Below are 25031 nucleotides of genomic sequence, written 5' to 3'. Positions count from 1 at the left end.
CGCGTGCTCAGCCGGTGATCGACCCGCCGTCCACCGTGAACTCCGCCCCCGTGATGTACGACGCCGCGTCCGACGCGAGGAAGAGCACGAGCGGGCCGACCTCCTCGGGACGGCCCACCCGGCCCAGCGGCAGATGCGACCAGTCCCGCCCGGCGACCGCCGACGCCACCATCGGGGTGTCGATCGCCCCCGGGTGCACGGAGTTCACCCGGATCCCGTACGGCGCGAGGTCCAGGGCGGAGGACCGGGTGAGCCCGCGCAGGCCGAACTTCGTGGACCCGTACGCCGCGTGCCCCTTGATGCCGATGAGCCCTGCGGTCGACGAGATGTTCACGATCGAGCCGCCGCCGGTTCTGAGGGCGGGCACGACGGCCTGGATCCCCAGGAACGGGCCCAGCAGATTGACTCCGAGCAGCGTCTCGAAGTTCTCGTACGTCTCGTCCTCCACGGACGCGGTACGCCACAGCGCCGCGTTGTTCACGAGCGTGTCGAGCGGCCCGAACGTGTCGAGCGCGGCCTGCACCGCGCGCGCCCAGTCGTCGGCCGACGTCACGTCGTGCCGCACGAACAGCCCCTGCTCACCGAGCGCCCCGGCGACCTCGCGGCCTTCCTCCTCCCGTACGTCCGTCAGCACGACCCGCGCCCCGGCCTCGGCGAACAGCCGGGCCCCGGCGGCGCCCTGACCGCGCCCGGCCCCCGTGACGATCACGACCTTGCCGTCCAGCGACACCGTCATCCCCCCACCGCTTCCGGCGATGTGGCGTGCCCGGCACCCAGCACCCGCTCCCGGCACCGCGCGGGCGTCCCCCACGCATCCCGCAACGGCCGTGCCTTCCGCAGCCACAACGACAGATCCAGCTCCTCCGTGTACCCCACGGCCCCGTGCAGTTGCAGTGCCGCCCGGGCCGCCCGGTACGCGGCCTCTCCCGCCGCCACCTTGGCCGCCGCCACGTCCCTGCCCGCTCCGTCACCCGCGCCGGTGCCCCGGTCCGCCAGGGACAGCGCCGCGCCGAACACCAGCGGTCGGGCGAACTCCAGGCCGAGCAGCGCGTCCGCAAGGCGGTGCTTGACCGCCTGGAACGAGCCGATCGGCACCCCGAACTGCTCGCGCTGCCCCACGTACTCGACGGTTCTGCGCAGCAGTTCGAGGCCGACCCCGAGCGACTGCGCGGCGGTGAGCAGCGCGGCCAGATCGGCGGCCCGCGCCACGGCCGACGCCGCATCCTGCGCGACGACCTCACCGGCCTCGACCCGGAACAGCCGCCGCGCCGGATCGGCGGACGCCACACCCGCCCCCCGCACCCTGGCCCGCCGCACCTCGGAGCCCGCCGCTACGAACACCGCGTCCGCGGCATCCGCGTCCAGCACGAACGCAGCCGGCTCCGCGCCGCCCAGCGACACCACCGCCCGCCCGTCGGCGATCCTCGGCAGCCACTCCTTCGCGACCCCACCGTCCTCCGCCAGGCCGGCCAGCAGCACGGCCGCCGCCGCCGTCTCCACGACCGGACCCGGCACCGCGTGCCGCCCCAGCTCCACGAACGCCAGAGCCAGCTCGACCGGCAGCAGCCCCACGCCGTCGTGACGCTCGGGCACGGCGAGAGCGAAGACACCCGCCTCCGCGATCCGCGACCACAGCTCCCGGCCCGGACCCGGATCGCCGGCCGCCCACGCGCGGACCACCGACGGAGTGTCCGCCGCGCCCAGCATCCGGTCGAGGGTGCGGCCGAACTCGGCCTGCTCCGTGTCCAGCAGGAACCTCATCAGCGACGCCCCTTCGGCAGGCCGAGCAGCCGCTCGGCGATGATGTCGCGCTGTATCTCGTTCGTCCCCGCGTAGATCGGACCTGCGAGCGAGAAGACGTACCCCTCGGCCCACTCACCCGCGGCCCACTCGCCCTCCGCTCCCAGCAGGTCGAGCGCCGCCTCGTGCAGCGCTATGTCGTACTCCGACCAGAAGACCTTGTTCAGGCTCGACTCGGCGCCGATCTGCTCGCCCGCCGCGAACCGCGACGCGTTGGCATACGTGAACAGCTGGTACGCGCGCGCCCCGATCAGCGCGTCCGCCACCCGGTCGCGCACCGCCGGGTCAGCGCCGCGCTCCCGCCACAACCGCAGCAGCCGCCCGGCGGAGGCGAGGAAACGGCCGGGGGAGCGCAGGGTCAGCCCCCGCTCGTTCCCCGTCGTCGACATCGCGATGCGCCAGCCCCGGCCGGGCTCGCCGATCACGTCCTCGTCCGGCACGAACACGTCGTCCAGGAACAGCTCGGCGAAGGCCGGTCTGCCGTCGAGCCTGCCGATCGGGCGGACCGTGACACCGGGCGCCCGCAGATCGAACATCAGATAGGTGAGCCCCTGATGCGGCTTGGGCGCGTCCGGATCGGTGCGGAAGATGCCGAACGCCCGGTCCGCGAACGCGGCCCGCGACGACCACGTCTTCTGCCCGCGCAACAGCCAGCCGCCGTCCGTGCGCACCGCCCGCGACCGCAGCGACGCCAGATCCGAACCCGCCTCCGGCTCCGACCACGCCTGCGCCCAGATCACCTCGCCGCTCGCCATCGACGGCAGCACCCGCGCCCGCTGCTCGTCCGTTGCATGGTCGAAGAGCGTGGGGGCGAGGAGATTGATGCCGTTCTGCGAGACCCGGCCCGGGGCGCCCGCGGCGTAGTACTCCTCCTCGAAGACGAGCCACTTGAAGATGTCGACACCGCGGCCCCCGAACTCCTCGGGCCACGACACCACCGACCAGCGGTCCGCGGACAGCTCGGCCTCCCAGGCGCGGTGCGCGGCGAACCCCTCCTCCGTCTCCAGGGAGGGCAGCGGCCCGGCCGGGACGTGCGCCGCCAGCCACTCCCGCGCCTCGGCGCGGAACGCGTCCTCGTCCGGTGTGAAGTCCAGATCCATCACGCACCGCCCTCCCGACCTTCCCTAACAAGTGTTTGGTAGGTTACCGTAACGGAACGAGCGGCGTCGAGAGTCTCCCGGCGGGAATCCACTCAAAACGCCCGGCAAGTGGCCCAGTTGAGGAGGCGCGGACATGACCACCCCCGCTTACGAACCGGCGCACGGCCTGCTCACCGGCCGCACCGCCGTCATCACCGCGGCCGCCGGAGCCGGCATCGGCGGCGCCACCGCCCGCAGATTCCTGGAGGAGGGCGCCCGCGTCCTCATCAGTGACGCCCACGCCCGCCGCCTCAAGGAGTCCGAGCGGGTACTCGCCGAGGAGTTCGGCGCCTCGCAGGTGGCGGCACTGCCCTGCGACGTCACCGACGAAGAACAGGTCACCGCCCTCTTCGCCCGCGCCCACGAGCTGCACGACGGACTCGACATCGTCGTCAACAACGCCGGCCTCGGCGGCACTTCGGCCCTCGTCGACATGACCGACGAACAGTGGAGCAAGGTCCTGGACGTGACGCTGAACGGCACGTTCCGCTGCACCAGAGCCGCCCTGCGCGCCTACCGCGACACCGGACGCACGGGCGTCGTCGTCAACAACGCCTCGGTGGTGGGCTGGCGCGCCCAGGAAGGCCAGGCTCACTACGCGGCGGCCAAGGCGGGCGTCATGGCGCTCACCCGCTGCGCCGCCGCCGAAGCGGCCGCGTACGGAGTCCGGGTGAACGCGGTGTCGCCCAGCCTCGCCATGCACCCCCACCTCGTGAAGGTCACCTCGGCCGAACTCCTCGCGGACCTGACGCGCAAGGAGGCCTTCGGCAGATACGCCGAGCCGTGGGAGGTCGCCAATGTGATCGTCTTCCTCGCCTCCGGCTACTCCTCGTACATGACGGGCGAGACCGTCTCGGTGAGCAGCCAGCACCCATGACCGATCCGACGAGGACCACAATGGTCGCGTGCCTACGAAGAAGAAGCCCCAGGTGACCGCATCGCCCGAGCGGCGCCGAGAACTCCTCGACACCGCCGCCGAGGTCTTCGCGGCCCAGGGCTACAACGCCACCACCGTCCGCAAGATCGCCGACCACGCGGGCATGCTCGCCGGCAGCCTCTACTACCACTTCGACTCCAAGGAATCGATGCTCGAGGAGATCCTGCGGTCCTTCCTCGACGAGCTGTGGTCGGGCTACGACGCCGTGCTCGAAGCCGAACAGGGGCCCAGGGAAACCCTGGAGGCCCTCGTCACCGAATCCTTCCGGGAGATCGACCGGCACCGCGCCGCCGTCGCCATCTACCAGAAAGAGGCCAAACACCTCGCCGTGCAGGAGCGATTCGAATTCCTCGCGGCATCCCAGCGCAAGTTCGAAAAGGCGTGGCTGACGACCCTGGAGCGCGGGGTCGAGAACAACAGCTTCCGCGCCGATCTCGACATCCGCCTCACCTACCGGTTCGTCCGCGACACCGTATGGGTCGCCGCGTCCTGGTACCGGCCCGGCGGACAGCACAGCCCCGAGGAGATCGCCCGCCAGTACCTCTCGATGGTGCTGGACGGCATCGCCGTACGGCCCGCATAGCCGTACGCGTCCACCGACACGGAAGGGTTCCGTCATGGCCGAGGCCTACATCGTCGAAGCGGTCCGCACACCCGTCGGACGCCGCAAGGGAGGCCTCTCGGGTGTCCACCCGGCCGACCTCGGCGCCCACGTCCTCAAGGAACTCGTCACCCGTACCGGCGTCGACCCGGCCGCCGTCGAGGACGTCGTCTTCGGCTGCCTCGACACCGTGGGCCCGCAGGCCGGCGACATCGCCCGGACGAGCTGGCTGGCGGCCGGCCTCCCCGAAGAGGTGCCGGGCGTGACGATCGACCGGCAGTGCGGCTCCTCCCAGCAGGCCCTGCACTTCGCCGCCCAGGGCGTGCTCTCCGGCACCCAGGACCTCGTCGTCGCGGGCGGCGTGCAGAACATGACGATGATCCCCATCGCCTTCGCCTCCCGGCAGGCCGCCGAACCCCTCGGCCTCTCCGACGGCCCCTACCTCGGCAGCGAAGGCTGGCGCGCCCGCTACGGAAACCAGCCGGTGAACCAGTTCCACGGCGCCGAGCTGATCGCCCAGAAATGGGGGATCACCCGCCGCGACCAGGAAGAATGGGCCCTCCAGTCCCACCAGCGGGCGCTGCGCGCCATCGACGAGGGCCGCTTCGAGCGCGAGACCGTCGCCCATGGCGACGTGACCGTCGACGAGGGACCGCGCCGCGACACCACCCTGGAGAAGATGGCCGGACTGAAGCCCGTCGTCGACGGCGGCACCATCACCGCCGCCTGCTCCTCCCAGGTCTCCGACGGTGCCGCCGCCCTCCTCATCGCCTCCGAGCGCGCGGTCCGTGAGCACGGCCTGACTCCCCGTGCCCGTGTCCACCATCTCTCCGTACGCGGCGAGGACCCCATCCGCATGCTGTCCGCGCCGATCCCCGCGACCGCGTACGCCCTGAAGAAGACCGGCATGAGCATCGCCGACATGGACCTGGTCGAGATCAACGAGGCGTTCGCGCCCGTCGTCCTCGCCTGGCTGAAGGAGACCGGCGCCGACCCGGCGAAGGTGAACGTGAACGGCGGGGCGATCGCCCTCGGCCACCCCCTCGGGGCGACCGGCGTGAAGCTGATGACCACCCTGCTCCACGAGCTGGAGCGCACCGGCGGGCGCTACGGCCTGCAGACCATGTGCGAGGGCGGCGGCCAGGCCAACGTGACGATCATCGAGCGACTGTGAAGATCCACGTCCGCCGTGCTAAGGTCTCAGTGTTGCAGTTTTGGTACCCATAGACTTTATGTGCGCCTGACGGGAATGTTCCTCAGGCGCATTATTGTTTTCCGGGGTGTGTTCCCGGAATCGGGCGTTCTCATGAGCGTTCTCGGAATGGGGGCTGCTACCTGTTCAAGGAGAATGACATGGCCACCGGTACCGTGAAGTGGTTCAACTCGGAAAAGGGCTTCGGCTTCATCGAGCAGGACGGCGGCGGCGCCGACGTCTTCGCCCACTACTCGAACATCGCCACCTCGGGCTTCCGTGAGCTCCAGGAGGGCCAGAAGGTGACCTTCGACGTCACCCAGGGTCAGAAGGGCCCCCAGGCGGAGAACATCCTCCCCGCCTGATCTCGCCTGATCGAGCATTTCCGGGCCGGGGTCCGCACCGCTGTCGGTGCGGGCCCCGGCTCATGCTGTCCCCGTCCCCGGAAGGCCTGCCGCATGACCAGCTCTGCCCGTCCGTCCCGCCGCCGCACCTCTCGTCCCGCGGCGGGCAAGCGTCGCGCCCCCGAGCAGCAGCGCAGGCAACAGCCCACGCCGCCGCGCGAGTTCACCATGCCGGAGAACACCACTCCGGCACTGCCGCCGGTCGCGGACTTCGCCGACCTCGACATGCCCGCCGCCCTGCTGAAGACGCTGAGCGCGCAGGGCGTCACCGCGCCGTTCCCCATCCAGGCCGCGACGCTCCCCAACTCCCTCGCCGGACGCGACCTGCTCGGCCGCGGCCGCACCGGCTCCGGCAAGACCCTCGCCTTCGGACTCCCGCTGCTCGCCCGCACCGCCGGCACCAAGGCAGAGCCGAAGACGCCGCTCGCCCTGGTCCTCGTCCCCACGCGTGAGCTCGCCCAGCAGGTCACCGACGCCCTCACCCCGTACGCGACCGCGCTCCACCTGCGGATGGCGACCGTCGTCGGTGGCATGTCGATCTCCCGGCAGGCGGGCACGCTGCGCCGCGGCGCCGAGGTCGTCGTCGCCACCCCGGGACGCCTCAAGGACCTCATCGAGCGCGGCGACGTGGCGCTCGGCCGGGTAGGCATCACGGTCCTCGACGAGGCAGACCAGATGGCCGACATGGGCTTCATGCCCCAGGTCACCGCGCTCCTCAAGCAGGTCGCGCCCGGCGGACAGACGATGCTGTTCTCGGCGACGCTCGACCGCAACGTGGACCGGCTCGTCAAGCAGTTCCTCACCGACCCCGTCGTGCACTCGGTGGACCCGTCGGCCGGCGCCGTCACCACCATGGAGCACCACGTCCTGCACGTGCAGGACGAGACCGACAAGAAGGCCGTCACTGCCCGGATCGCCGCCCGCGACGGGCGCGTCATCCTCTTCGTCGACACCAAGCGCTCCGCCGACCGGCTCGCCAAGCGGCTGCTCGCCAGCGGCGTCCTCGCCGCGCCGCTGCACGGAGGCCGCAGCCAGCCGCAGCGCAACCGCACCCTGGAGCAGTTCAAGGACGGCCGCGTCACCGCGCTCGTCGCCACGAACGTCGCCGCGCGAGGCATCCACGTCGACGACCTCGACCTCGTGGTCAACGTCGACCCGCCCACCGAGCACAAGGACTACCTGCACCGCGGCGGCCGCACCGCGCGCGCCGGCGAGTCCGGCAGCGTCGTCACGCTCGTGCTCCCCGAGCAGAAGCGCGAGATGCAGCGCCTGATGCAGCACGCGGGGATCCGGCCGACCACCACCCAGGTCCGCTCCACGGACGAGGAGCTGGTGAAGATCACCGGTGCCCGTGAGCCGTCCGGTGTCGCCGTGACCATCGCCGTGCCCGAGCCCGTCGCCCCGGCGGGCGACGCCTCGAAGCCGCGCCGGTCGCGCCGCTCGCGCGGATCGCGCGCCGGTGGCACCGGCAAGCCGGCCGCCGAGGGACAGCAGCGCCAGCCGCAGCAGCGCCAGCGCTCCGCGGGCGGCACGAAGGCCGCCGGGACCGGTACGGGCGGCGCGCGACGTCGCTCGGGCGGCGGCGCGGCCGGTGCCGCGAAGGCGGCCTCCGGGTCGGGCACGGGCGGCAACCGCCGCGGACGCGGCCCGCGCCAGGCCGCCGCGTAACCAGGCATTCAGCAGTCCGGCACTGCGCTCATCACCCCGGCGTCGGCAGGGTGGTGAGCGTCTGCCGGGCCTCGGCCATCACCCGGGTCACCAGCTCGGCGCAGCTCGGCAGGTCCTCGATCACCCCGGCGACCTGACCCGACGCCATCACACCGAGGTCGGTGCGGCCCTCGACCATGGACGCCTTCAAAAGCATCGGGGTGTTCGCGGCGAGCAGGACCTGGCTCCAGCCGAGGTCCTTGCCGTGCTTCATGGCGAGCCCGTCCCGCACCATCTGCGACCAGGTCAGACCGTACAGCTTCCGGAAGGCGGCGGCACGCCGGACGGCGTGCAGCAGCGCGCGTGAACGTCCCCTGTTCTCCAGGGAGTCGACCAGCTCGGTACGGAGCATGCGGTGCGGCAGCCCGTCCACGGCCGTCGTCACCGTCACGTCCTTGACGCCCGCCGCCAGATATCTCGCCTTCACCGCGTCCGGCACGGTGGAGTCGGAGGTGAGCAGGAACCGCGTGCCCATCGCGATCCCCGCCGCCCCGTAGGCGAGCGCGGCGACCAGCCCCCGCCCGTCGTGGAAACCGCCCGCGCCGACCACCGGTATGTCGACCGCGTCCACGACCTGCGACAGCAGCACCGATGTCGCCACGTCCCCGGTGTGCCCGCCGCCCTCACCGCCCTGCACGATCACCGCGTCCGCACCCCACGCGGCGACCTTCTCGGCGTGCCGGCGCGCCCCGATGGAGGGGATCACGACGACTCCCGCGTCCTTCAGCTCAGCGATCAGCTCACGGGACGGCGCGAGCGCGAACGAGGCCACCTTCACCCCTTCGGCCACGATCACCGCGACCCGCTCACGTGCGTCTCCCGCGTCGGCCCGCAGGTTGACCCCGAAGGGCCGGTCGGTGCGGGACTTCACCTCCTTTACAGCGGAACGGAGTTGGTCCAGCGTCATGGTCGCGGAGGCGAGGATGCCGAGCGCGCCCGCGTTCGCCGCCGCGGACACCAGGCGGGGGCCCGCCACCCAGCCCATCCCGGTCTGGACGAGGGGATGACGGACACCAGTGAGCTTCGTGAAAGCCGTAGGGATCGTGAACTCGGCCGCTGCGGACCCGACGTCGCTCATCCGGACCCGACCTCGCGCTCACGCGTGTTCTTCGGGTCGATGACCTCACGGATCAGCCGCAGCTCCGCGGCGGTCGGCTCCCGGGTGAACGGCACCTCGCCGCCCTCCGGCACGGCGAGCGCGAACCCCGTGGCCTCCCGCACCTCCTCGACCGTGACGCCCGGGTGCACGGACGCCAGCCGCATCGCGTGGTCCGGCGTCGCGAAGTCGAGGACCGCCAGATTCGTGACCACGCGCGGCAGACGGTGGTAGCGAGTCGCCGAGGGGCCCGCGGCGGCCGCGCTGTCGTAACCCACCCCGCTGATCATGTCGACCTTCTCGACGAACACACGCGGGCTGTGCTTCGCCACCCAGTAACTCACCGGATTGTTCAGCGTGTTGACGGGCGCTCCGCGCACCCCGAGCAACTGCCGGTCGGGACGGCTCCAGTCGCCGATGCACGAGATGTTCTGATTGCCGAACCGGTCCAGCTGGCTCGCGCCCATCATGACGTGCCGGTCGCCGCCGGTGACCATCGCCAGATGCTGGCGGTAGGGGAGCCAGCCCTCCGGCGAGCCGTCGAGACCGACCAGCATCGCCTCACCGTCGGTGAGCATCAGCTCGGGCGAGAAGGTCCGTTTGGCCAGCCGGGCGCCGATCGACGGGATCAGGCCCATGGGGCTGGCCAGCACCTCCCCGTTGTCCCGCCAGGCCTCGGCGCAGGCGATCACGCAGTACTCGGCCCGGGTGACGACAGCTGCGGATGTGGCTGCGGACGTGGTCACTTCTGCTCCTCGTGCCAGGCCTGAACGGCGGACCAGTACTGCTTCTCGTCGCCGTCCCGCGGCAGGAAACGGGCGGCGAATTCGGGCCAGGGCGTCGTCGCGTACAGCTTCTGGAACGCCTCGTCGCGGTCGTGGTCGGGGGCGCAGGACGTGAAGTGCGCACCGTTCGGCGCCTCGACGACACCGGTCACCGCATGCCGCTTCACCAGCAACGACTGCGGTACGACGTCCTTGCCGAAGCCGTCCCCGGGGTCGACGATCCGCTCGCACGAGACGTACGCCGTGTCGGCCGCCTCGCAGAAGAGGTCGTCGAAGTACGGGTCGGGGCCCAGGTACTGGCCGTTTCCCGCACGGTCCGCGCGGTTCACGTGGACCAGCGCCGCGTCCAGGCGCAGCGCGGGCATCGCGACGAACGTCTCTCCGTCCTCGTACGGTGAAGTGACCGTTCTCAGCGCCGGATTGACCCGCATGACGTCCGAGCCGAGGCCCGCGCGGACCGGCAGGAACGGCAGCCGGTTCGCCGCCGCGTGCAGCCCCCACATGAACATCGCCTCGTCGACCTCCATCAGCTCGAACGCACCCCGCTGGCGCGCCGCCCGGAAGTGGGGCTCCAGCGGGACGGAGTCGAGCGTGACGAACGCGGCGATCACCTTGCGGATCCGGCCCGCCGCGGCGAGCATCCCGACATCGGGGCCGCCGTACGAGACGACGGTCAGATCCGTGAGGTCGCTGCGCAGCAGGGCGCGCACCAGCGCCATGGGCTTGCGGCGCGAGCCCCAGCCGCCGATGCCGATCGTCATGCCGCTGCGCAGCCGGGCGACGACCTCCTCGGGCGACATCCTCTTGTCCGGACCGGGCGCCGCGTCCGGTGCCTGTCCTGTACTTGGTGTGTCGGGCATGGTCAGTCGCTCTCCTGTCCGGCCTGTCCGAACGTGTCGCGTACGCGGTCGGCGACCCCGCTGAGATTCGCCTCGAAGGTGAAGCCCTGCTCGAAGCGGTAGCTGCGGTGGACGTCGACGGGGTCGATGCCGTTGAGCGCGGCCTTCGCGAGCCGGATGAGACAGCCGTCCTTGCGGGCTATCTCACGGGCCAGCTCCATCGCCGCCCGGTGGAGGCCGGCTCTGGGCACCACCTTCCACACCGAGCCGTGGGCGTGCAGTTCGGCCGCGGTGACGGTGCGCGAGGTGTAGAAGAGCGCGCGCATCAAGTGCTGGGGGACCAGGCGGGAGAGATGGGTGGCGGCGCCGAGCGCGCCGCGGTCCAGCTCGGGGAGGCCGAAGGTGGCGTCGTCGCCGGCCACGATCGCGTCCGCGTTCCCCACCAGTCCGATGCCGCCGCCCAGGCAGAACCCGGCGACCGCCGCGATCACCGGGACCTCGCACCGGTACACCGCCGAGAACGCCTCGTAGCAGCCGCGGTTCGCACCGATCAGCGCGGTGTGGCCCCCCGGCCCGCCGGACGCGGCGGCCGTCTCGCGCTGCATCTCCTTGATGTCCACGCCCGCGCTGAACCCACGGCTGTGCTCCGCGGCGGTGAGCACCACGCAGTTGATGCCCGGGTCGCGGCCCGCGGCGGTCACCGCGTCCGCCAGGTCGTACCAACCGCGCACCGGCAGCGCGTTGACCGGAGGGAAGTCGACCGTGACGACCGCGATCCCCTTTTCGGGTGAGGAGGTGGAGACACCCATGGCGCTCAGCTCGCTTTCCACCTAACGTTTGTTTGGTACGAGGATGACGGTAGCAGCCGGCGGGAGTCCAGGGAATGGGTGCGGGGATGAGCGGGACGGATCTGAGCGGGCGGACAGCGGTCGTGACGGGCGGCACGAGGGGAGTGGGTGCCGGGATCGCGGCGGCCTTCGCGCGGGCCGGAGCGCGCGTCGTGGTCTGTGCCAGAAGACCACCCGAAGCACCCCTGGACGGCTGCGAGTTCATGCCCGTCGACCTGCGGGACGGCACGGCCGTGCACGAGATGTTCGCCCGGCTCGACCGGGTGGACGTCCTGGTCAACAACGCGGGCGGGACCCCGTACCGCCTGCTCGGCGAAAGCGACGCCGAGCGGCACGTGCGGGTGATCGAGCTGAACCTGACGGCACCGCTGACCGTCTCGCTGGCGGCCCGCGAGCAGCTCGCGGCCGCGCGCGGATCCATCGTGATGATCGGCAGCGTCAGCGGCACCCGCCCGTCGCCCGGCACAGCGGCCTACGGCGCCGCGAAGGCCGGCCTGGACAACCTGGCGCGGACCATGGCCGTGGAATGGGCCCCGCGGATACGGGTGAACACGCTGGTGCTCGGCATGGTGCGCACCGAACTCTCCGCGCTGCACTACGGAGACGAGGACGGCATCGCCGCCGTCGGCGCCACCGTGCCGCTCGGCCGGCTCGCCGAGCCGAGCGAGATAGGGGAGGCGGCCGTGTTCCTCGCGTCGGACGCGGCCTCGTACATCACCGGTTCGAGCCTGCTCGTGCACGGTGGCGGGGAACGCCCCGCGTTTCTGGATGCCGCAACGGTCAACAAGGAGGCCTGAGATGACGGACACGGGTGACGGCGCGGGGCTGTGCGCGGGACGAGTGGTCGCGGTGACCGGAGCGGGGCGGGGCCTCGGCCGCGCACACGCCCTCGCCTTCGCGGCGGAGGGGGCGAAGGTCGTCGTGAACGACCTGGGCGTGGGACTCGACGGAGCCCCCGCGTCCGACAGCCCCGCCGTCCAGGTCGTCGAGGAGATACGGGCCGCGGGCGGCCAGGCGCTGGCGCACGGCGGCGACATAGCGACATCGGAGGGTGCCGCCTCCCTGGTCGCGGCGGCCGTCGACGGGTTCGGACGCCTGGACACCCTGGTGAACAATGCCGGGTTCCTGCGGGACCGGATGCTGGTGAACCTCGCGGAGGACGACTGGGACGCCGTGATGCGGGTCCATCTCAAGGGGCACTTCCTGCCGCTCCAGCACGCCGCCGCCCACTGGAGGGCGGAGGCGAAGGCGGGCCGGACCCCGGCGGCACGCGTCGTCAACACCTCTTCCGGAGCGGGCCTGTTGGGCTCGGTGGGGCAGGGCAACTACAGCGCGGCCAAGGCGGGGATCCTGGGACTGACCCTCGTCGCCGCCGCGGAGATGGGGCGCTACGGCGTGCAGGTCAACGCGATAGCGCCGGCCGCGCGGACCCGGATGACGGAGGCCACGTTCGCCGAGACGATGGCCGCGCCCGGCGAAGGGGCGTTCGACGCGATGGCCCCGGAGAACGTGTCACCGCTCGTGGTGTGGCTCGGTTCCGGAGCGGCCTGCGACGGGGTGACGGGGCGGGTCTTCGAGGTGGAGGCCGGACGCATCACCGTCATGGAGGGCTGGCGGCCCGGGCCGACGATCGACAAGGGGGAGCGATGGACACCGACGGACGCGGGGGAGGCGGCACGTGAGCTGCTGGGGCGAGCCGGTGCACCAGGGGCGGTGTACGGGGCCTGAGAATCGAGCGCCGCGTTCACCCCGTCCGTCACGTGTCGCACTCCAGGACCGTCCGGCACAGACCGCACCGGGCCCGGACGCGGCCCCGGACCGGGACCCGGATCCGCTGATGACAGGTCGGGCACGGGAACGCCACCCGCAGCCCGTCGCGGCCCCGCGACCCGTCCGCCGAGAACACGTAGGGGCCCGCGGGCGCCGGACCCCGCGCCCCGTGGTCCTGTGCGTAGCGGCGGTCCTTGGCGTACCGTCGCCGGCCCGCCCAGCCCGCGGCCGTCAGCGGTGGCTGCTGCTCGTCGAGGCGGGCCTGCGCCAGACCCTTGGTGTACGCCGTGTACGCCTGCGGGCTGGTGAACCAGGTCTCCGGGGCCTCGCCGAACGCCAGCGACCGCTTCGCCAGCACGTACCCGAACTCCTCCGGCGTCAGGTAACCCAGCTTCTGCGACGACGCCGCGTCCTCCCGGTAGGCGTCGAGCAGCAGCCAGCCCGCGCCCAGATAGGTCGCGGCGACGTCGGTGAGGATCTCGTTGTCCCGCGTCCCCGGGAACGACAGGTCCAGCCGGTGCAGATACACATGCATGATCTCGTGCGCCAGCGCCGCTCCGATGTCCCTGCGGTGCGTGCGGAAGCGGTCGTTCAGCTCGATGAAGTACTCCGGGCCCGCGGCCAGTTCCACACTCGCCGCGTGCTCCATCTCGCGGAAGCTCACGATCATCCGGGCGTCCGGCAGGTGGTAGTGCCGCACCAGTTCGTGCGCCACCCGCTGCGCGCCCATGTGCAGATCGTCCTGGTCGCAGAAGGCCACGTCCGCCGGGGCGATGCTCGTCCCGAAGGTGTGCACGGTGTCGTAGGAGAGGCGCTTGTACAGGGCGGTGATCGCCGACCGTACGGTCTCCAGGTGCGGGTAGCCGTGAATCACCGGGCCGCCGTTCGCCACGTGAGCACCCCCTGGCGCCTCCGGGGCCCGTGCCCGGGCCCGGCATTCTCAGGGTACGGCGGCGCGCGCCTCTTCGTCTGCCGGGTTCCATGGGTGTGCGGCCGCGGGCCGGTGGGGCTTCTCGCACAGCTCCCCGGGCCCCTGGAACGAGCTCCGCTCGTCCAGGGGCAGCCGCTACGCCAAGCGGACCCGGGCCTCGTCGGCGGACCGGTCCAGTTCCAGGAGCCACACCTCGTTCGGGCCCTCGCGGAGCACCGGGCCGGGAACGTACAGCGACTTCTGCGGGCCCGCCGACCAGTACCGGCCGAGGCAGAAGCCGTTCACCCACACGAACCCCCGCGTCCATCCGGGCAGTTCGAGCGCGGCGTCCCCGGCGCCGGACACCTCGAACACACCCCGGTACAGACCCCGCGCACCGGCCTCCGGCACCGAGTCCGGCAACCCCGCCACCGCGCCCGCGGTGAACGCGTCGAGCCGCAGCCCCCGCGCCCGCACCCCGTGCAGGAACTGCCGTTCGTGCATCAGGCCGCCCGTGACGCCCTTCGGCTCACCCAGGCGCGGCCCGTAGTTGACCCGGCCCAGCGACTCCGCCCACAGCTCCACGCGCGCGTCCCCGGACACCGGCGCGGCGAGCACCGGCTCCTCCTCGGTGAGAACACCGGCCCGCTCCCCGTCCACGTACACGACCGCGAGATCGCGCAGCCCCCGCGCCCGCAGCTCGTACGCCCCGCGCCGCCCCGGCACCGTCACCGCGTACCGCACCAGCCCGCGATCCACGTCCAGTTCCTCGAACGACGGGGGCACGGCGTGCTCCGCCTCCGGCCCGCCCAGCGCGTCCAGCACCCCGTCGAGCGGCGTGAACGACGACAGCTCGGCCGAGACGGGCGCCGCCAGCACGGCCGGCTGCTCCGGCACCTCGGGCAGCGGCCCGTCCGCGAACCGGCCGAGGATCTCCCGGAACAGCCAGAACTTCTCGGTCGGGCGGCCGAACTCGTCGATCGGGGCGTCATAGTCGTACGACGTGACATCGGCCTCCAGCGGGCCGACGTGCAGGGCGCCACCACCCCGGTTCGACCCCGCCCAGCCGCCGAAACTCGTCCCGCCGTGCGCCATGTACAGGTTCACCGACGCTCCGCACGCCAGGATCTCCTCCAGCGTCCGCGCCGCGTCCCGCGCGTCCCGCGTCGTGTGCTCCGCGCCCCAGTGGTCGAACCACCCGCACCAGAACTCCGCACACATCAACGGCCCCTTCGGCCGGTGCCTGCGCAGCGTCGCGAAACCCTCCCGCGCACGCGAGCCGAAATTCGCCGTCGCCAGAATGCCCGGAATCGAACCACCCGACTGCATGTGCTCGTCCGGCCCGTCCGACGTGAACAGCGGCACGCCCACCCCCAGCTCGACCAGAAGGTCGGCGAGAGAGCGCAGGTAGGAGGCGTCGGAACCGTAGCTGCCGTACTCGTTCTCCACCTGCACCATGATCACCGGCCCGCCCCGGTCGACCTGCCGCTCCACCACCAACGGCAGCAGCACCCGGAACCAGCGCTCCACAGCCGCCAGGAACTCCGCATCCCGCGTCCGGATCCGCGAACCGAGCGGCCCGGTCAGCCAGTGCGGCAACCCACCGTTCTCCCACTCGGCACAGATGTACGGACCGGGCCGGACGATCACCCACAGACCCGCCTCCCGCGCCGCGTCCAGGAACCGCCCCACCGCCGCCACATCGTCGAACCCACCCGGACGCGGCTCGTGCAGATTCCACGGGACATACGTCTCCACACAGTTCAGGCCCAGCGCCCGCAGCATCCCCAGCCGGTGCGCCCACTGCTCCTCGTGCACCCGGAAGTAGTGCAGCGCGCCCGACAGCAGACGCACCGGCCGGCCGTCCACCTCGAAATCGTCCTCGCCCACCCTGAACTCGGCCATCACGTGCTCCCTCTCCGCCTGCGGGCGTCTCACCCACCGGCCGTCACTGTCACCTCTGGCGGACCACCGGGTCCATGGACAAAGATCGGCTGTTGTTGGACCGCCGAAAGCACGGACGGGCACGCACGGGACGGGAAGCCGCGCACACCGCAGAACACCACAGGAGGGGCACATGTCCGCCTACCACACCTGGATGCGCTACTTCACGCCCAGCCCCGTCCACCACCGCCTCGGCCTCGTCTGCCTCGGCGTCGGACTCCAGCACGGCCTGCTGCCCAGCGTCGGCCCCCGCACCCTCGACCACCACGTCGCCGTCGTCGTCACCGCCGGCAGCGGCTGGCTCCAGGACCCCGACGGCCGCCGCACCCCCCTCACCGCACCCGCCCTCATCTGGCTCACCCCCGGCCGCCCCCACCACTACGGCGCCGACCCCGGCACCGGCTGGGACGAGTGCTTCGTCGATTTCACCGGACCCGCCACGGCCACATACACCGAACTCGGCTACATCGAACCCGACCGGCCCCTCGTCCCCCTCTCCGACGCCGCCCCGGCCCGCGCCGCCGTCGGCCGCATCGCCCGCGCAGCCCGCCGCGGCAACCCCCTCCTGGAGGTCGAGACCGGCGCCGCCGTCCACGAACTCCTCGTCGCCCTGCGCCGCGCCCGCGCCGACACGGCCCCCGACGGCGACCCCGTCCTCCAGGCACTCGCCCGCGACGCCTTCCAGCCCCTGTCCGTCGCCGAACACGCCGCCCGGCACGGCATGACCCCCGCCGAACTGCGCACCGCCGTCCGCAGAGGCGCCGGCTGCAGCCCCAAGGACTACCTCCTCGGCATCCGCCTCGGCCGCGCCAAGGAACTCCTCGCCGCCACCGAACTCCCCGTCGCCGCCGTCGCCCGCCGCGTCGGCTACGACGACCCCGCCTACTTCTCCCGCCTCTTCACCCGCCGCGTCGGCACCGCCCCCGTCCGCTTCCGCGAACAGCAGGGCCGCGCCGTCCCCGGCGGCTGGTCGGACAAGATCCCCGACCCCGACGACCCGCCCATGCTCCACGTAGGCTGATCCGTCATGACCACCAGCACCCCCCAGCCGGACCCGGCTCAGCCCGCAGTCGACCCCGCCGTCCGCGCCGAACTCGGCCGGCTCCGCGACAGCATCGACAACATCGACGCCGCCGTCGTCCACATGCTCGCCGAGCGCTTCAAATGCACCCAGCAGGTCGGCCACCTCAAGGCCGAGCACGCGCTGCCGCCCGCCGACCCCTCCCGCGAGGCCCGCCAGATCGAACGGCTCCGCCAGCTCGCCGAGAACGCCAAGCTCGACCCCGCCTTCGCCGAGAAGTTCCTCAACTTCATCATCAGCGAGGTCATCCGCCACCACGAGCAGATCGCCGCCGAGAACCTGAGCCCCGATCCGCACAGCTGAGGGGCCCGAGGCAGCGCCCCGCGCCCCTACGGGGCGCACCGCCGGAGGCGTACGGCAGCATGGCCCCCATGCCCGTACTGACGCGCGACGAAGCGCAGACCCGAGCCCGGCTCATCGACGTCCACCACTACACCGTGGACCTCGACCTGACCCGCGGCCCCGACACCTTCGACTCCCGCACCGCGATCCGCTTCACCGCACGCACCGCGGGAGACACCTTCGTCGAGGTCAAGCCGGCCGAGCTGCGCACCGTCACCCTCGACGGGCAGCCGCTCGACCCCGCCGCCCTCGACGACAACCGGCTGCCACTGACCGGCCTCACCGAGGGCGAGCACGAAATCGTCCTCGACACCGCCATGCGCTACTCGCACACCGGCGAGGGCATGCACCGCTTCACCGACCCCACCGACGGCGAGACGTACCTCTACACGCAGATGTTCATGGACGACGTCCAGCGCGTCTTCGCCGCCTTCGACCAGCCCGACCTCAAGGCCGTCTTCGACCTCACCGTCACCGCCCCCGACGGCTGGACCGTCCTCGCCAACGGCGTCACCGAACACCTCGGCGACGGCACCTGGCGCGCCACCACCACCCCGCTCCTGTCGACCTACCTCGTCGCCGTCGCCGCGGGCCCCTGGCACTCCATCCGCACCGAACACCGCGGACTCCCCTTCGGCCTGCACTGCCGCCGCTCGCTCGCGCCCCACCTCGACGCCGACGCCGACGAGATCCTCGACGTCACGCGCGCCTGCTACGACCGCTACCACGAGAAGTTCGACGAGCCCTACCCCTTCGACTCCTACGACCAGGCATTCGTCCCCGAGTTCAACGCCGGCGCGATGGAGAACCCCGGACTCGTCACCTTCCGCGACGAGTTCGTCTACCGCTCCGCCGTCACCGACACCGAACGCCAGCTGCGCGCCATGGTGATCGCCCACGAGATGGCCCACATGTGGTTCGGCGACCTCGTCACCCTGAAGTGGTGGGACGACATCTGGCTGAACGAGTCGTTCGCCGAGTACATGGGCTACCAGACCCTCACCGAGGCCACCCGCTTCAAGGACACCTGGGTCGACTTCGGCATCTCCCGCAAAGCCTGGGGCTACGACGCCGACCAGCGCCCCTCCACCCACCCCGTCGCCCCCGAGGACGTACCCGACACCGCCTCCGCCCTCCTCAACTTCGACGGCATCTCCTACGCCAAGGGCGCCTCCGCACTGCGCCAGCTCGTCAACTGGCTCGGCGAGAAGGACTTCCTCGCCGGCATCAACACCCACTTCGAACGCCACAAGTTCGGCAACGCCACCCTCGCCGACTTCATCGAGTCCCTCTCCTCGGGAGCCTCCGGCACCGACCGCGACGTCCACGCCTGGGCCGACACCTGGCTGCGCACCACCGGCGTCGACACCCTCACCGGCCACGTCGCAACCGGCGCCGACGACAGCGACGGCTGGACCCTCACCGTCGACCAGCAGGGCAACCGCCCGCACCGCATCGCCGTCGGCCTCTACGACCGTGATCCCGAAGCCGGCCGCGCCTTCACCCTGCGCGACCGCGTCGACATCGACGTACCCGGCGCACCCCACACCTTCCCCGGCACCCGCCCCGCCCTGATCGTCCCCAACGACCAGGACCTCACCTACGCCAAGGTCCGCCTCGACCCCGCCTCCCAGGAAGCCGCCCTGCGCGGCCTGTCCGGCATCCCCGACCCCCTCACCCGCGCCGTCGTCTGGAACACCCTGCGCGACATGGTCCGCGACGGCCAACTGGCCCCCGCCGCCTACCTGGCAGCCGCCAAGAACCACCTGCCGACCGAGACCGACCTCGCCGTCGTCCAGGGCGTCCTCACCTTCGCCCACACCCAGGTCGCCGACCGCTGCACCGCCCCCGCCGACCGCCCCGCCGCCCTCACCCTCATCACCACCCTGTGCGAGGACCTCATCCGCCGCACCGAGGACGGCAGCCACCCCGGCCTGCGCCTCACCGCCGTCCGCCACCTCATCGACGCCGCCCAGTACGCCGACGTCATCCGCGACTGGTACGACTCCGGCGCCGTCCCCGGCGGACCCGAACTCGACCCCGAACTGCGCTGGCGCATCCTCGGCCGGCTCAGCGTCCTCGGCGCCGTCGACGACGCCGTCATCGAGGCCGAACTCGCCCACGACCCCAGCGCCGTCGGCCAGGAGGGCGCCGCCCGCTGCCACGCCGCCCTGCCCGACCCGCAGGCCAAGGCCGCCGCCTGGGACGCCCTCTTCACCACCGACCCCGACCGCGACCTCTCCAACTACCTGTTCACCGCCACCGCCCAGGGCTTCTGGCAACCCGAACAGGCCGACCTGCTGCGCTCCTACGTCCCCCGCTACTTCACCGAAGCCGTCCCCCTCGCCGACCGCCGCGGCCCCGCCATCGCCGCCGCCATCGGCCGCTACGCCTTCCCCGACCACGCCATCGACACCGACACCCTCCGCCTCGGCGAACAGTGCCTCGCCGACGGCAACCCCAACCCGTCCCTGCGCCGCGGCCTCGCCGACAAGCTCGACGACCTCGCACGCGTCCTGAAGGCCCGCGACACCCAGGAGCCCCAGATCTCCTAGGCACACACCGCCTTCAACACAACTCCACGACCACGCCCCCGGCCCGCCACGAGCGGAAACCCGGGGGCGCGGCCGTTCCCGCACCCGGATTCACGTCCCCGACCCGCCCCGCGCGGCCGTACCACATCTACTCTCCAACGCCATAGACCCCATCCCTCGTTAGGGTGCCCTTCCTTCGTACCAGGGACGCCGCAGGACCCAGCGCGCCACGCTGACATCGACCACGGCCACTCGGCCGTCCCGCACACACATCCGTGCGCGCACCTGTTCACCGACGCAGCGAAGGACCCGCATGAGCAGCATCCCGCCCCTCGCCGGCGGCCCCCACGGCCCCGCCGCCCTGCGGCCCCTGCTCAGCACCGTCCTCGACGCCCTCCACGAAGGCGCCACCCACCGGGCAGGCCCCCTCCCCGCCGGCGGACCCGACCACGTCACCGCCCAACTCCTCGCCGCCACCGGCGACCCCCTGCCCCACGACGGCACCGGAGCCGAAGCAGCCCTGCGCACCCTCGTCACCGCCCTCGCCGCAGGCGCCGCCGACCCCGCCGACCCGCTCTGCGCCGCCCACCTGCACTGCCCACCGCTCGCCGTCGCCGCAGCCGCCGACCTCGCCGCCAGCGCCCTCAACCCCTCCATGGACTCCTGGGACCAGGCACCCGCCGCCTCCGCCCTCGAAGCCACCCTCACCACCGCCCTCGCCCGCGAGACCTACCCCGACGCCCCCCACCCCGACGCCCTCGTCACCACCGGCGGCACCGAAGCCAACCAACTCGCCGTCCTCCTCGCCCGCGAGACCAACCCCCACCCCGAACCCGTCCAACTCCTCGTCGGACAGAACGCCCACCACAGCCTCGCCCGCGCCACCTGGCTCCTCGGCCTGCCCGAACCCGTCGTCCTGCCCGCCCCCACCGGCACCCTCGACCCCGCCGCCCTCGACGAAGCCCTCACCGACCTCCCCGGCCCCAAACTCGTCGCCGCCACCGCAGGCACCACCGACGCCGGCCTCATCGACCCCCTCACCGACATCGCCGACCTCTGCGACCACCACGGCGCCCGCCTCCACATCGACGCCGCCTACGGAGCAGGACTCCTCTTCAGCACCCGCCACGCCCCCCTCCTCCACGGCCTCGACCGCGCCCACACCACCACCCTCGACCTGCACAAACTCGGCTGGCAACCCGTCGCCGCAGGACTCCTCGCCGTCCGCGACGCCGACGACCTGCGCGCCCTCACCCACACCGCCGACTACCTCAACGCCGACGACGACACCGAAGCCGGACTGCCCGACCTCCTCGGCCGCTCCCTGCGCACCACCCGCCGCCCCGACATCCTCAAAACGGCCGTCACCCTCAAAGCCCTCGGCCGCACCGGCATCGGCGCCCTCGTCGACCACGTCATCACCCTCGCCCACCACCTGGCGCACCTCGTCGACACCCACCCCGACCTGGAGCTCTACGACACCCCCACCCTCTCCACCGTCCTCTTCCGCCCCACCGGCGCCACCGACGAACAACTCGCCACCACCCGCCGCACCCTCCTCACCGAAGGCCGCGCCGTCCTCGGCCGCGCCCGCATGGACGGACAGCTCTACCTCAAAGCCACCCTGCTCAACCCGCACACCACCCCCGACGACCTCACCGCACTGCTGAAACTGGTGGAAGGACACACCCCCCGATGAGCGCCGAGCCCACCCCGCACCCCGCCCCGCCCACCGAAGCACCCCGCGACATCGTCGGCATCGGCATCGGCCCCTTCAACCTCTCCCTCGCCGCCCTCGCCAACCCCCTCACCGAACTCGACACCGCCTTCTTCGAACAACGCCCCGCCTTCCACTGGCACCCCGGCCTCCTCATCGACGGCGCCACCCTCCAAGTCCCCTTCCTCGCCGACCTGGTGACCCTCGCCGACCCCACCAGCCAGTGGACGTTCCTCAACTACCTCAAGACCCGCGAGCGCCTGTTCCCCTTCTACTTCGCCGAGCGCTTCCACATCCAGCGCGCCGAATACGACGCCTACTGCCGCTGGGTCAGCGAGAACCTCCCCGGACTGCACTTCTCCCACCAGGTCGACGCCGTCCGCTGGAACCCCGAACGCAACCTCTTCGAAGTCGACTTCACCCAGCTCGACGCCGACGGAGAAGCCGAAGCCCTCGGCCGCACCTACACCAAGAACGTCGCCCTCGGCGTCGGCACCGAGCCCTACGTCCCCGAACCCCTCAAACCCCTCACCGAAGCCCCCGGCGTCCCCGTCATCCACTCCGCCGACTACCTCACCCACCGCGACAGCCTCCTCGCCGCCGACCACATCACCGTCATCGGCAGCGGCCAGTCAGGCGCCGAGATCTTCCTCGACCTCCTCAGGAACCGCCCCGCCGGCCACGAGAAGATCCACTGGCTCGCCCGCACCGAAGCCTTCGCGCCCATGGAATACAGCAAACTCGGCCTCGAACACTTCACCCCCGACTACTCCCGCTACTTCCACGCCCTCCCCGAACGCGAACGCGACCGCCTCGTCCCCGACCAATGGCAGCTCCACAAGGGCATCGACGCCGACACCATCGCCGCCATCCACGAAGAGCTCTACCAGCGCACCCTCCACGGCGGCTGGCCCGACGCCACCCTCACCCCCGGCGTCAGCGTCCGCACCGCAGGACGCGTCGCCACCACCAAGGTCGAACTCCACCTCGAACACCGCCAACAGGGCACCCGCTCCCGCCTCACCACCGACGCCGTCGTCCTCGCCACCGGCTACCAGGAACGCCCCCTCGGCCAACTCCTCGCCGGACTCGACCCCTACATCCGCCGCGACTCCGCCGAACGCCCCCGCATCGACGAAAGCTTCCGCCTCGTCCTCGACGACTCCGTCACCTCCACCGGCTGCCACGTCTACGTACAGAACGCCGAACGCCACACCCACGGCGTCGGCGCCCCCGACCTCGGCCTCGCCGCCTGGCGCAGCGCCACCATCCTCAACACCCTCACCGGCAAGGACCCCTACCCGCAGCCGCAGCGCACCGCCTTCACCAGCTTCGGCCTCCTCGCCCACGACACCCGCGACCCCCGCGCCCCCCGGCCCGTACCGAACCAGGCAGGAGAGCGCGGCACCATGGTCAAACTCCAGGGCTAGGGCCTGTCTACGAGAACACCGGCGTCCCGTCCCGCGTCAACCTCCAGTCCACCGAAGCGAACTCGGCCGGGTCGAGGACGCCCTTCGCCGTCACCCACTCCGCGATCCGCGTACGGATCTCGATCGACTCCGACCACACCTCCTGCGCCGTCGCCACCCCCGGGAACGCCCCACCACCGTTCGCCCGGTAGTTGTTCACCGCGAACACGAACTGCGCCGAGTCATCCAGATCCGCGCCGTTGAACTTCAGGTTCTTGATCCGCGAACCGGCCGCCTGCGCGATGTCGATGTCGTACGAAACCCCCGACACATAGTCGTAGTTGTAGTCCGGCCGGTTGTTCGCGTTCGTCAGCTTCTCCACATCGACCGCGGCACCCGCCGCCGTCTGCACGAAATACTCCGCCGAGTACTCCAGGTACGCCCGCACCTGCGCACCCGTCATCAACTTCGCCACCAGCGTGTTGTCGTACACATACAGGCTCGACAGATCCCGGATCGTCACATCCCCGGCCGGGATCTCCGACGTACGCGAGAACGGCGACGCCTGCGACAGCACCGGCAGCGACGCGTAACTCGTCGACTTCAGCGCCTCCGTCACCACATCGGCCTGCACCTTGTTGATCAGATCGATGATCGGCGCGTCCTTGTACCGCGCGTCCTCCGTCGTCAGCGTCGTCGTCGCCTGCCCCACCACCTGGTTCACATACTTCACCACCAGGTCGTGGTCCGCCTTCAGCAGCTTCGTGATCTTCGGATCGTCCGCCACCGCGTTCGAGTTCAGCAGCTTCGACGACACCGACTCGACCGACCAGCCGCCCTTCTCCCACACCAGCTCGAAATCGAACTGCGCCAGCCGCTCCGCATAACACAGCGGCTCCGCCAGAACGACCGTCTTCCCCGTCTTCTCGTTCGTCACCAACTGCTGCGCGATCTCCACATGCGCGTGCCCCACCAGAATCGCGTCGATCCCCGGCACCTTCGCCGCCACACTCGCCGCCGCGTTCTCCACGTACGGCAACTGGTCACCCCACGACGACGTGCCCGACGCACCCGAGTGCGCCGAGATGATCACGACGTCCGCACCCATCGACCGCAGCTTCGGCACCCACTTCGCCGCCTGCTCCTCAAGCCCCGGGAACTTCAGCACACCCTGCACATACGCCTTGTCCCAGATCGCGATACCCGGGTTCGTCAGCCCCAGGATCGCCACCTTCACATCCCGGCCGTGCGGAGTACGCATCCTCTTGATCACGTACGGCTGGAAGGCCGGCTTCTCCGTCTTCGCGTCCACCGCGTTCGCACCCAGCAGCGGGAAGTGGAGCTGCGACTCGAACTTGCGCAGCGTGTCGATGCCGTAGTTGAACTCGTGATTGCCGAGCGCCGCCGCGTCATACCCGATCGCGTTCATCGCCTGCGCCATCGGGTGCACCGGACCGTGCTTCGCCGTGATCGGATCGACCCGCGCGAAGTAGTACGTCAGCGGCGTGCCCTGGATCGTGTCACCGGCGTCGATCAGCAGCGTGTTGTGCCGGCCCTTCTCCTCACGGATCCGCTTCACCAGCGTCGAGATCCGCGACAGACCCTGCGCGTTGCCCGCCGCGTCCGTGTACGCGGCGTCCTTGTAGTAGTCCCAGTTGAAGACGTGACCGTGCAGGTCCGTCGTACCCAGCACCGTGAACGCGTACCGCTTCTGCTTCTTGGGCGGCCGGTGGGAAGGGGCCGAGTGGGCCTCCGCCGACGGCGCGGCCACCGCGCCGACCAGCGCCGCACCGGCACCCGTCGCGGCGGTCCTGCCCAGGAAAGATCTGCGGTTCAACGGCATGGAAAGCTCCTGTACCTACACGGACGTTCAGTGGCAACGCGCGTAGATTCTGGCCCAGACGGGCCCCTCCGCAACAGCCCCCGCAGGTTTCTATCTGGTGACCTGCCGCCGAACACGACCACCCGCCACGAAC

Annotated in this window: 22 protein-coding genes; 12 read left to right on the top strand and 10 right to left on the bottom strand. The window is 71.5% G+C overall.

The features are described 5' to 3' along the window. Positions 1 to 7: 7 nt before the first annotated feature. From K377_RS03980 to K377_RS03970, 3 genes are read right to left on the bottom strand one after another with little or no spacing between them, the layout of a single operon-like run. A complete protein-coding gene (locus K377_RS03980; protein ID WP_111661721.1) occupies positions 8 to 736 on the bottom strand; it encodes a glucose 1-dehydrogenase in 729 nt (242 codons plus the stop codon). Then, positions 733 to 1761 (bottom strand): acyl-CoA dehydrogenase family protein, encoded by a 1029-nt coding sequence (locus K377_RS03975; protein WP_111661720.1) that lies wholly within the window; start codon positions 1759 to 1761, stop codon positions 733 to 735. Before K377_RS03975 ends, K377_RS03980 begins: the two co-directional genes overlap by 4 nt. Next, the gene (locus tag K377_RS03970; RefSeq protein ID WP_111661719.1) at positions 1761 to 2900 is read right to left on the bottom strand and encodes an acyl-CoA dehydrogenase family protein; all 1140 of its coding nucleotides are present in this window, start codon (positions 2898 to 2900) and stop codon (positions 1761 to 1763) included. The genes K377_RS03975 and K377_RS03970 overlap by 1 nt, the downstream gene beginning before the upstream one ends. A gap of 133 nt (positions 2901 to 3033) precedes the next feature. Here K377_RS03970 and K377_RS03965 point away from each other — a divergent pair, with 133 nt between their 5' ends. From K377_RS03965 to K377_RS03945, 5 genes are all read left to right on the top strand, one after another. After that, positions 3034 to 3816 carry an SDR family oxidoreductase gene (locus tag K377_RS03965; protein ID WP_111661718.1) on the top strand — a complete coding sequence of 261 codons (783 nt, stop codon included), beginning with the start codon at positions 3034 to 3036 and terminating at the stop codon, positions 3814 to 3816. Between the two features lie 28 nt (positions 3817 to 3844). Continuing rightward, the gene (locus K377_RS03960) at positions 3845 to 4459 is read left to right on the top strand and encodes a TetR/AcrR family transcriptional regulator (protein WP_111661717.1); all 615 of its coding nucleotides are present in this window, start codon (positions 3845 to 3847) and stop codon (positions 4457 to 4459) included. Positions 4460 to 4493: 34 nt separating this feature from the next. Further along, positions 4494 to 5651 carry an acetyl-CoA C-acetyltransferase gene (locus tag K377_RS03955; protein WP_111661716.1) on the top strand — a complete coding sequence of 386 codons (1158 nt, stop codon included), beginning with the start codon at positions 4494 to 4496 and terminating at the stop codon, positions 5649 to 5651. Positions 5652 to 5830: 179 nt separating this feature from the next. Continuing rightward, positions 5831 to 6034, top strand: coding sequence for a cold-shock protein (locus K377_RS03950; protein WP_005318814.1), 204 nt, complete (start codon positions 5831 to 5833; stop codon positions 6032 to 6034). 93 nt (positions 6035 to 6127) lie between these two features. Next, a complete protein-coding gene (locus K377_RS03945; RefSeq protein ID WP_111661715.1) occupies positions 6128 to 7741 on the top strand; it encodes a DEAD/DEAH box helicase in 1614 nt (537 codons plus the stop codon). Positions 7742 to 7772: 31 nt separating this feature from the next. On the opposite strand, the gene K377_RS03940 is transcribed toward K377_RS03945, so the two are convergent. From K377_RS03940 to K377_RS03925, 4 genes are read right to left on the bottom strand one after another with little or no spacing between them, the layout of a single operon-like run. Then, positions 7773 to 8858, bottom strand: coding sequence for a nitronate monooxygenase family protein (locus K377_RS03940; protein ID WP_202454999.1), 1086 nt, complete (start codon positions 8856 to 8858; stop codon positions 7773 to 7775). Further along, positions 8855 to 9622 carry a CoA-transferase subunit beta gene (locus K377_RS03935; RefSeq protein WP_111661714.1) on the bottom strand — a complete coding sequence of 256 codons (768 nt, stop codon included), beginning with the start codon at positions 9620 to 9622 and terminating at the stop codon, positions 8855 to 8857. Before K377_RS03935 ends, K377_RS03940 begins: the two co-directional genes overlap by 4 nt. Next, the gene (locus K377_RS03930) at positions 9619 to 10521 is read right to left on the bottom strand and encodes a CoA transferase subunit A (RefSeq protein ID WP_111661713.1); all 903 of its coding nucleotides are present in this window, start codon (positions 10519 to 10521) and stop codon (positions 9619 to 9621) included. The genes K377_RS03935 and K377_RS03930 overlap by 4 nt, the downstream gene beginning before the upstream one ends. A gap of 2 nt (positions 10522 to 10523) precedes the next feature. Then, on the bottom strand, positions 10524 to 11309 hold the full coding sequence (locus K377_RS03925) for an enoyl-CoA hydratase family protein (RefSeq protein WP_111661712.1): 786 nt from the start codon (positions 11307 to 11309) through the stop codon (positions 10524 to 10526). An 86-nt stretch (positions 11310 to 11395) separates the two neighbouring features. On the opposite strand from K377_RS03925, the gene K377_RS03920 reads away from it, so the two are divergent. Next, the gene (locus K377_RS03920) at positions 11396 to 12145 is read left to right on the top strand and encodes an SDR family oxidoreductase (protein WP_111661711.1); all 750 of its coding nucleotides are present in this window, start codon (positions 11396 to 11398) and stop codon (positions 12143 to 12145) included. 1 nt (position 12146) lies between these two features. Continuing rightward, on the top strand, positions 12147 to 13076 hold the full coding sequence (locus K377_RS03915) for an SDR family oxidoreductase (protein ID WP_111661710.1): 930 nt from the start codon (positions 12147 to 12149) through the stop codon (positions 13074 to 13076). A gap of 28 nt (positions 13077 to 13104) precedes the next feature. Here the strand turns inward: K377_RS03915 and K377_RS03910 are convergent, their stop codons facing one another. Together K377_RS03910 and K377_RS03905 are read right to left on the bottom strand one after the other, a co-directional pair. Continuing rightward, a complete protein-coding gene (locus tag K377_RS03910) occupies positions 13105 to 14010 on the bottom strand; it encodes a hypothetical protein (RefSeq protein WP_111661709.1) in 906 nt (301 codons plus the stop codon). Between the two features lie 174 nt (positions 14011 to 14184). After that, positions 14185 to 15933, bottom strand: a complete 1749-nt coding sequence (locus K377_RS03905) for a beta-galactosidase (protein ID WP_111661708.1) — start codon at positions 15931 to 15933, stop codon at positions 14185 to 14187. 172 nt (positions 15934 to 16105) lie between these two features. On the opposite strand from K377_RS03905, the gene K377_RS03900 reads away from it, so the two are divergent. The 5 genes from K377_RS03900 (at position 16106) to K377_RS03880 (ending at position 23076) form a co-directional block, all read left to right on the top strand. Then, positions 16106 to 16993 carry an AraC family transcriptional regulator gene (locus tag K377_RS03900; RefSeq protein ID WP_111661707.1) on the top strand — a complete coding sequence of 296 codons (888 nt, stop codon included), beginning with the start codon at positions 16106 to 16108 and terminating at the stop codon, positions 16991 to 16993. 6 nt (positions 16994 to 16999) lie between these two features. Further along, positions 17000 to 17356 carry a chorismate mutase gene (locus tag K377_RS03895; protein ID WP_111661706.1) on the top strand — a complete coding sequence of 119 codons (357 nt, stop codon included), beginning with the start codon at positions 17000 to 17002 and terminating at the stop codon, positions 17354 to 17356. Positions 17357 to 17424: 68 nt separating this feature from the next. Then, the gene (pepN, locus tag K377_RS03890; RefSeq protein WP_111662166.1) at positions 17425 to 19950 is read left to right on the top strand and encodes an aminopeptidase N; all 2526 of its coding nucleotides are present in this window, start codon (positions 17425 to 17427) and stop codon (positions 19948 to 19950) included. A 292-nt stretch (positions 19951 to 20242) separates the two neighbouring features. Continuing rightward, the gene (locus K377_RS03885) at positions 20243 to 21628 is read left to right on the top strand and encodes an aminotransferase class V-fold PLP-dependent enzyme (RefSeq protein ID WP_111661705.1); all 1386 of its coding nucleotides are present in this window, start codon (positions 20243 to 20245) and stop codon (positions 21626 to 21628) included. Further along, entirely contained in the window at positions 21625 to 23076 is a 1452-nt protein-coding gene (locus K377_RS03880; protein WP_111661704.1) for a lysine N(6)-hydroxylase/L-ornithine N(5)-oxygenase family protein, read from the top strand. Before K377_RS03885 ends, K377_RS03880 begins: the two co-directional genes overlap by 4 nt. A gap of 7 nt (positions 23077 to 23083) precedes the next feature. Here K377_RS03880 and K377_RS03875 read toward each other — a convergent pair whose 3' ends face one another. Beyond that, the gene (locus K377_RS03875) at positions 23084 to 24898 is read right to left on the bottom strand and encodes a bifunctional UDP-sugar hydrolase/5'-nucleotidase (protein WP_111661703.1); all 1815 of its coding nucleotides are present in this window, start codon (positions 24896 to 24898) and stop codon (positions 23084 to 23086) included. Positions 24899 to 25031 lie beyond the last annotated feature (133 nt).

Source organism: Streptomyces sp. PsTaAH-137 (assembly GCF_003259365.1).
Lineage (GTDB): Bacteria > Actinomycetota > Actinomycetes > Streptomycetales > Streptomycetaceae > Streptomyces.
Note: the sequence above shows the minus strand (reverse complement) of the source record. Positions and strands in the feature narration are given on the sequence as shown.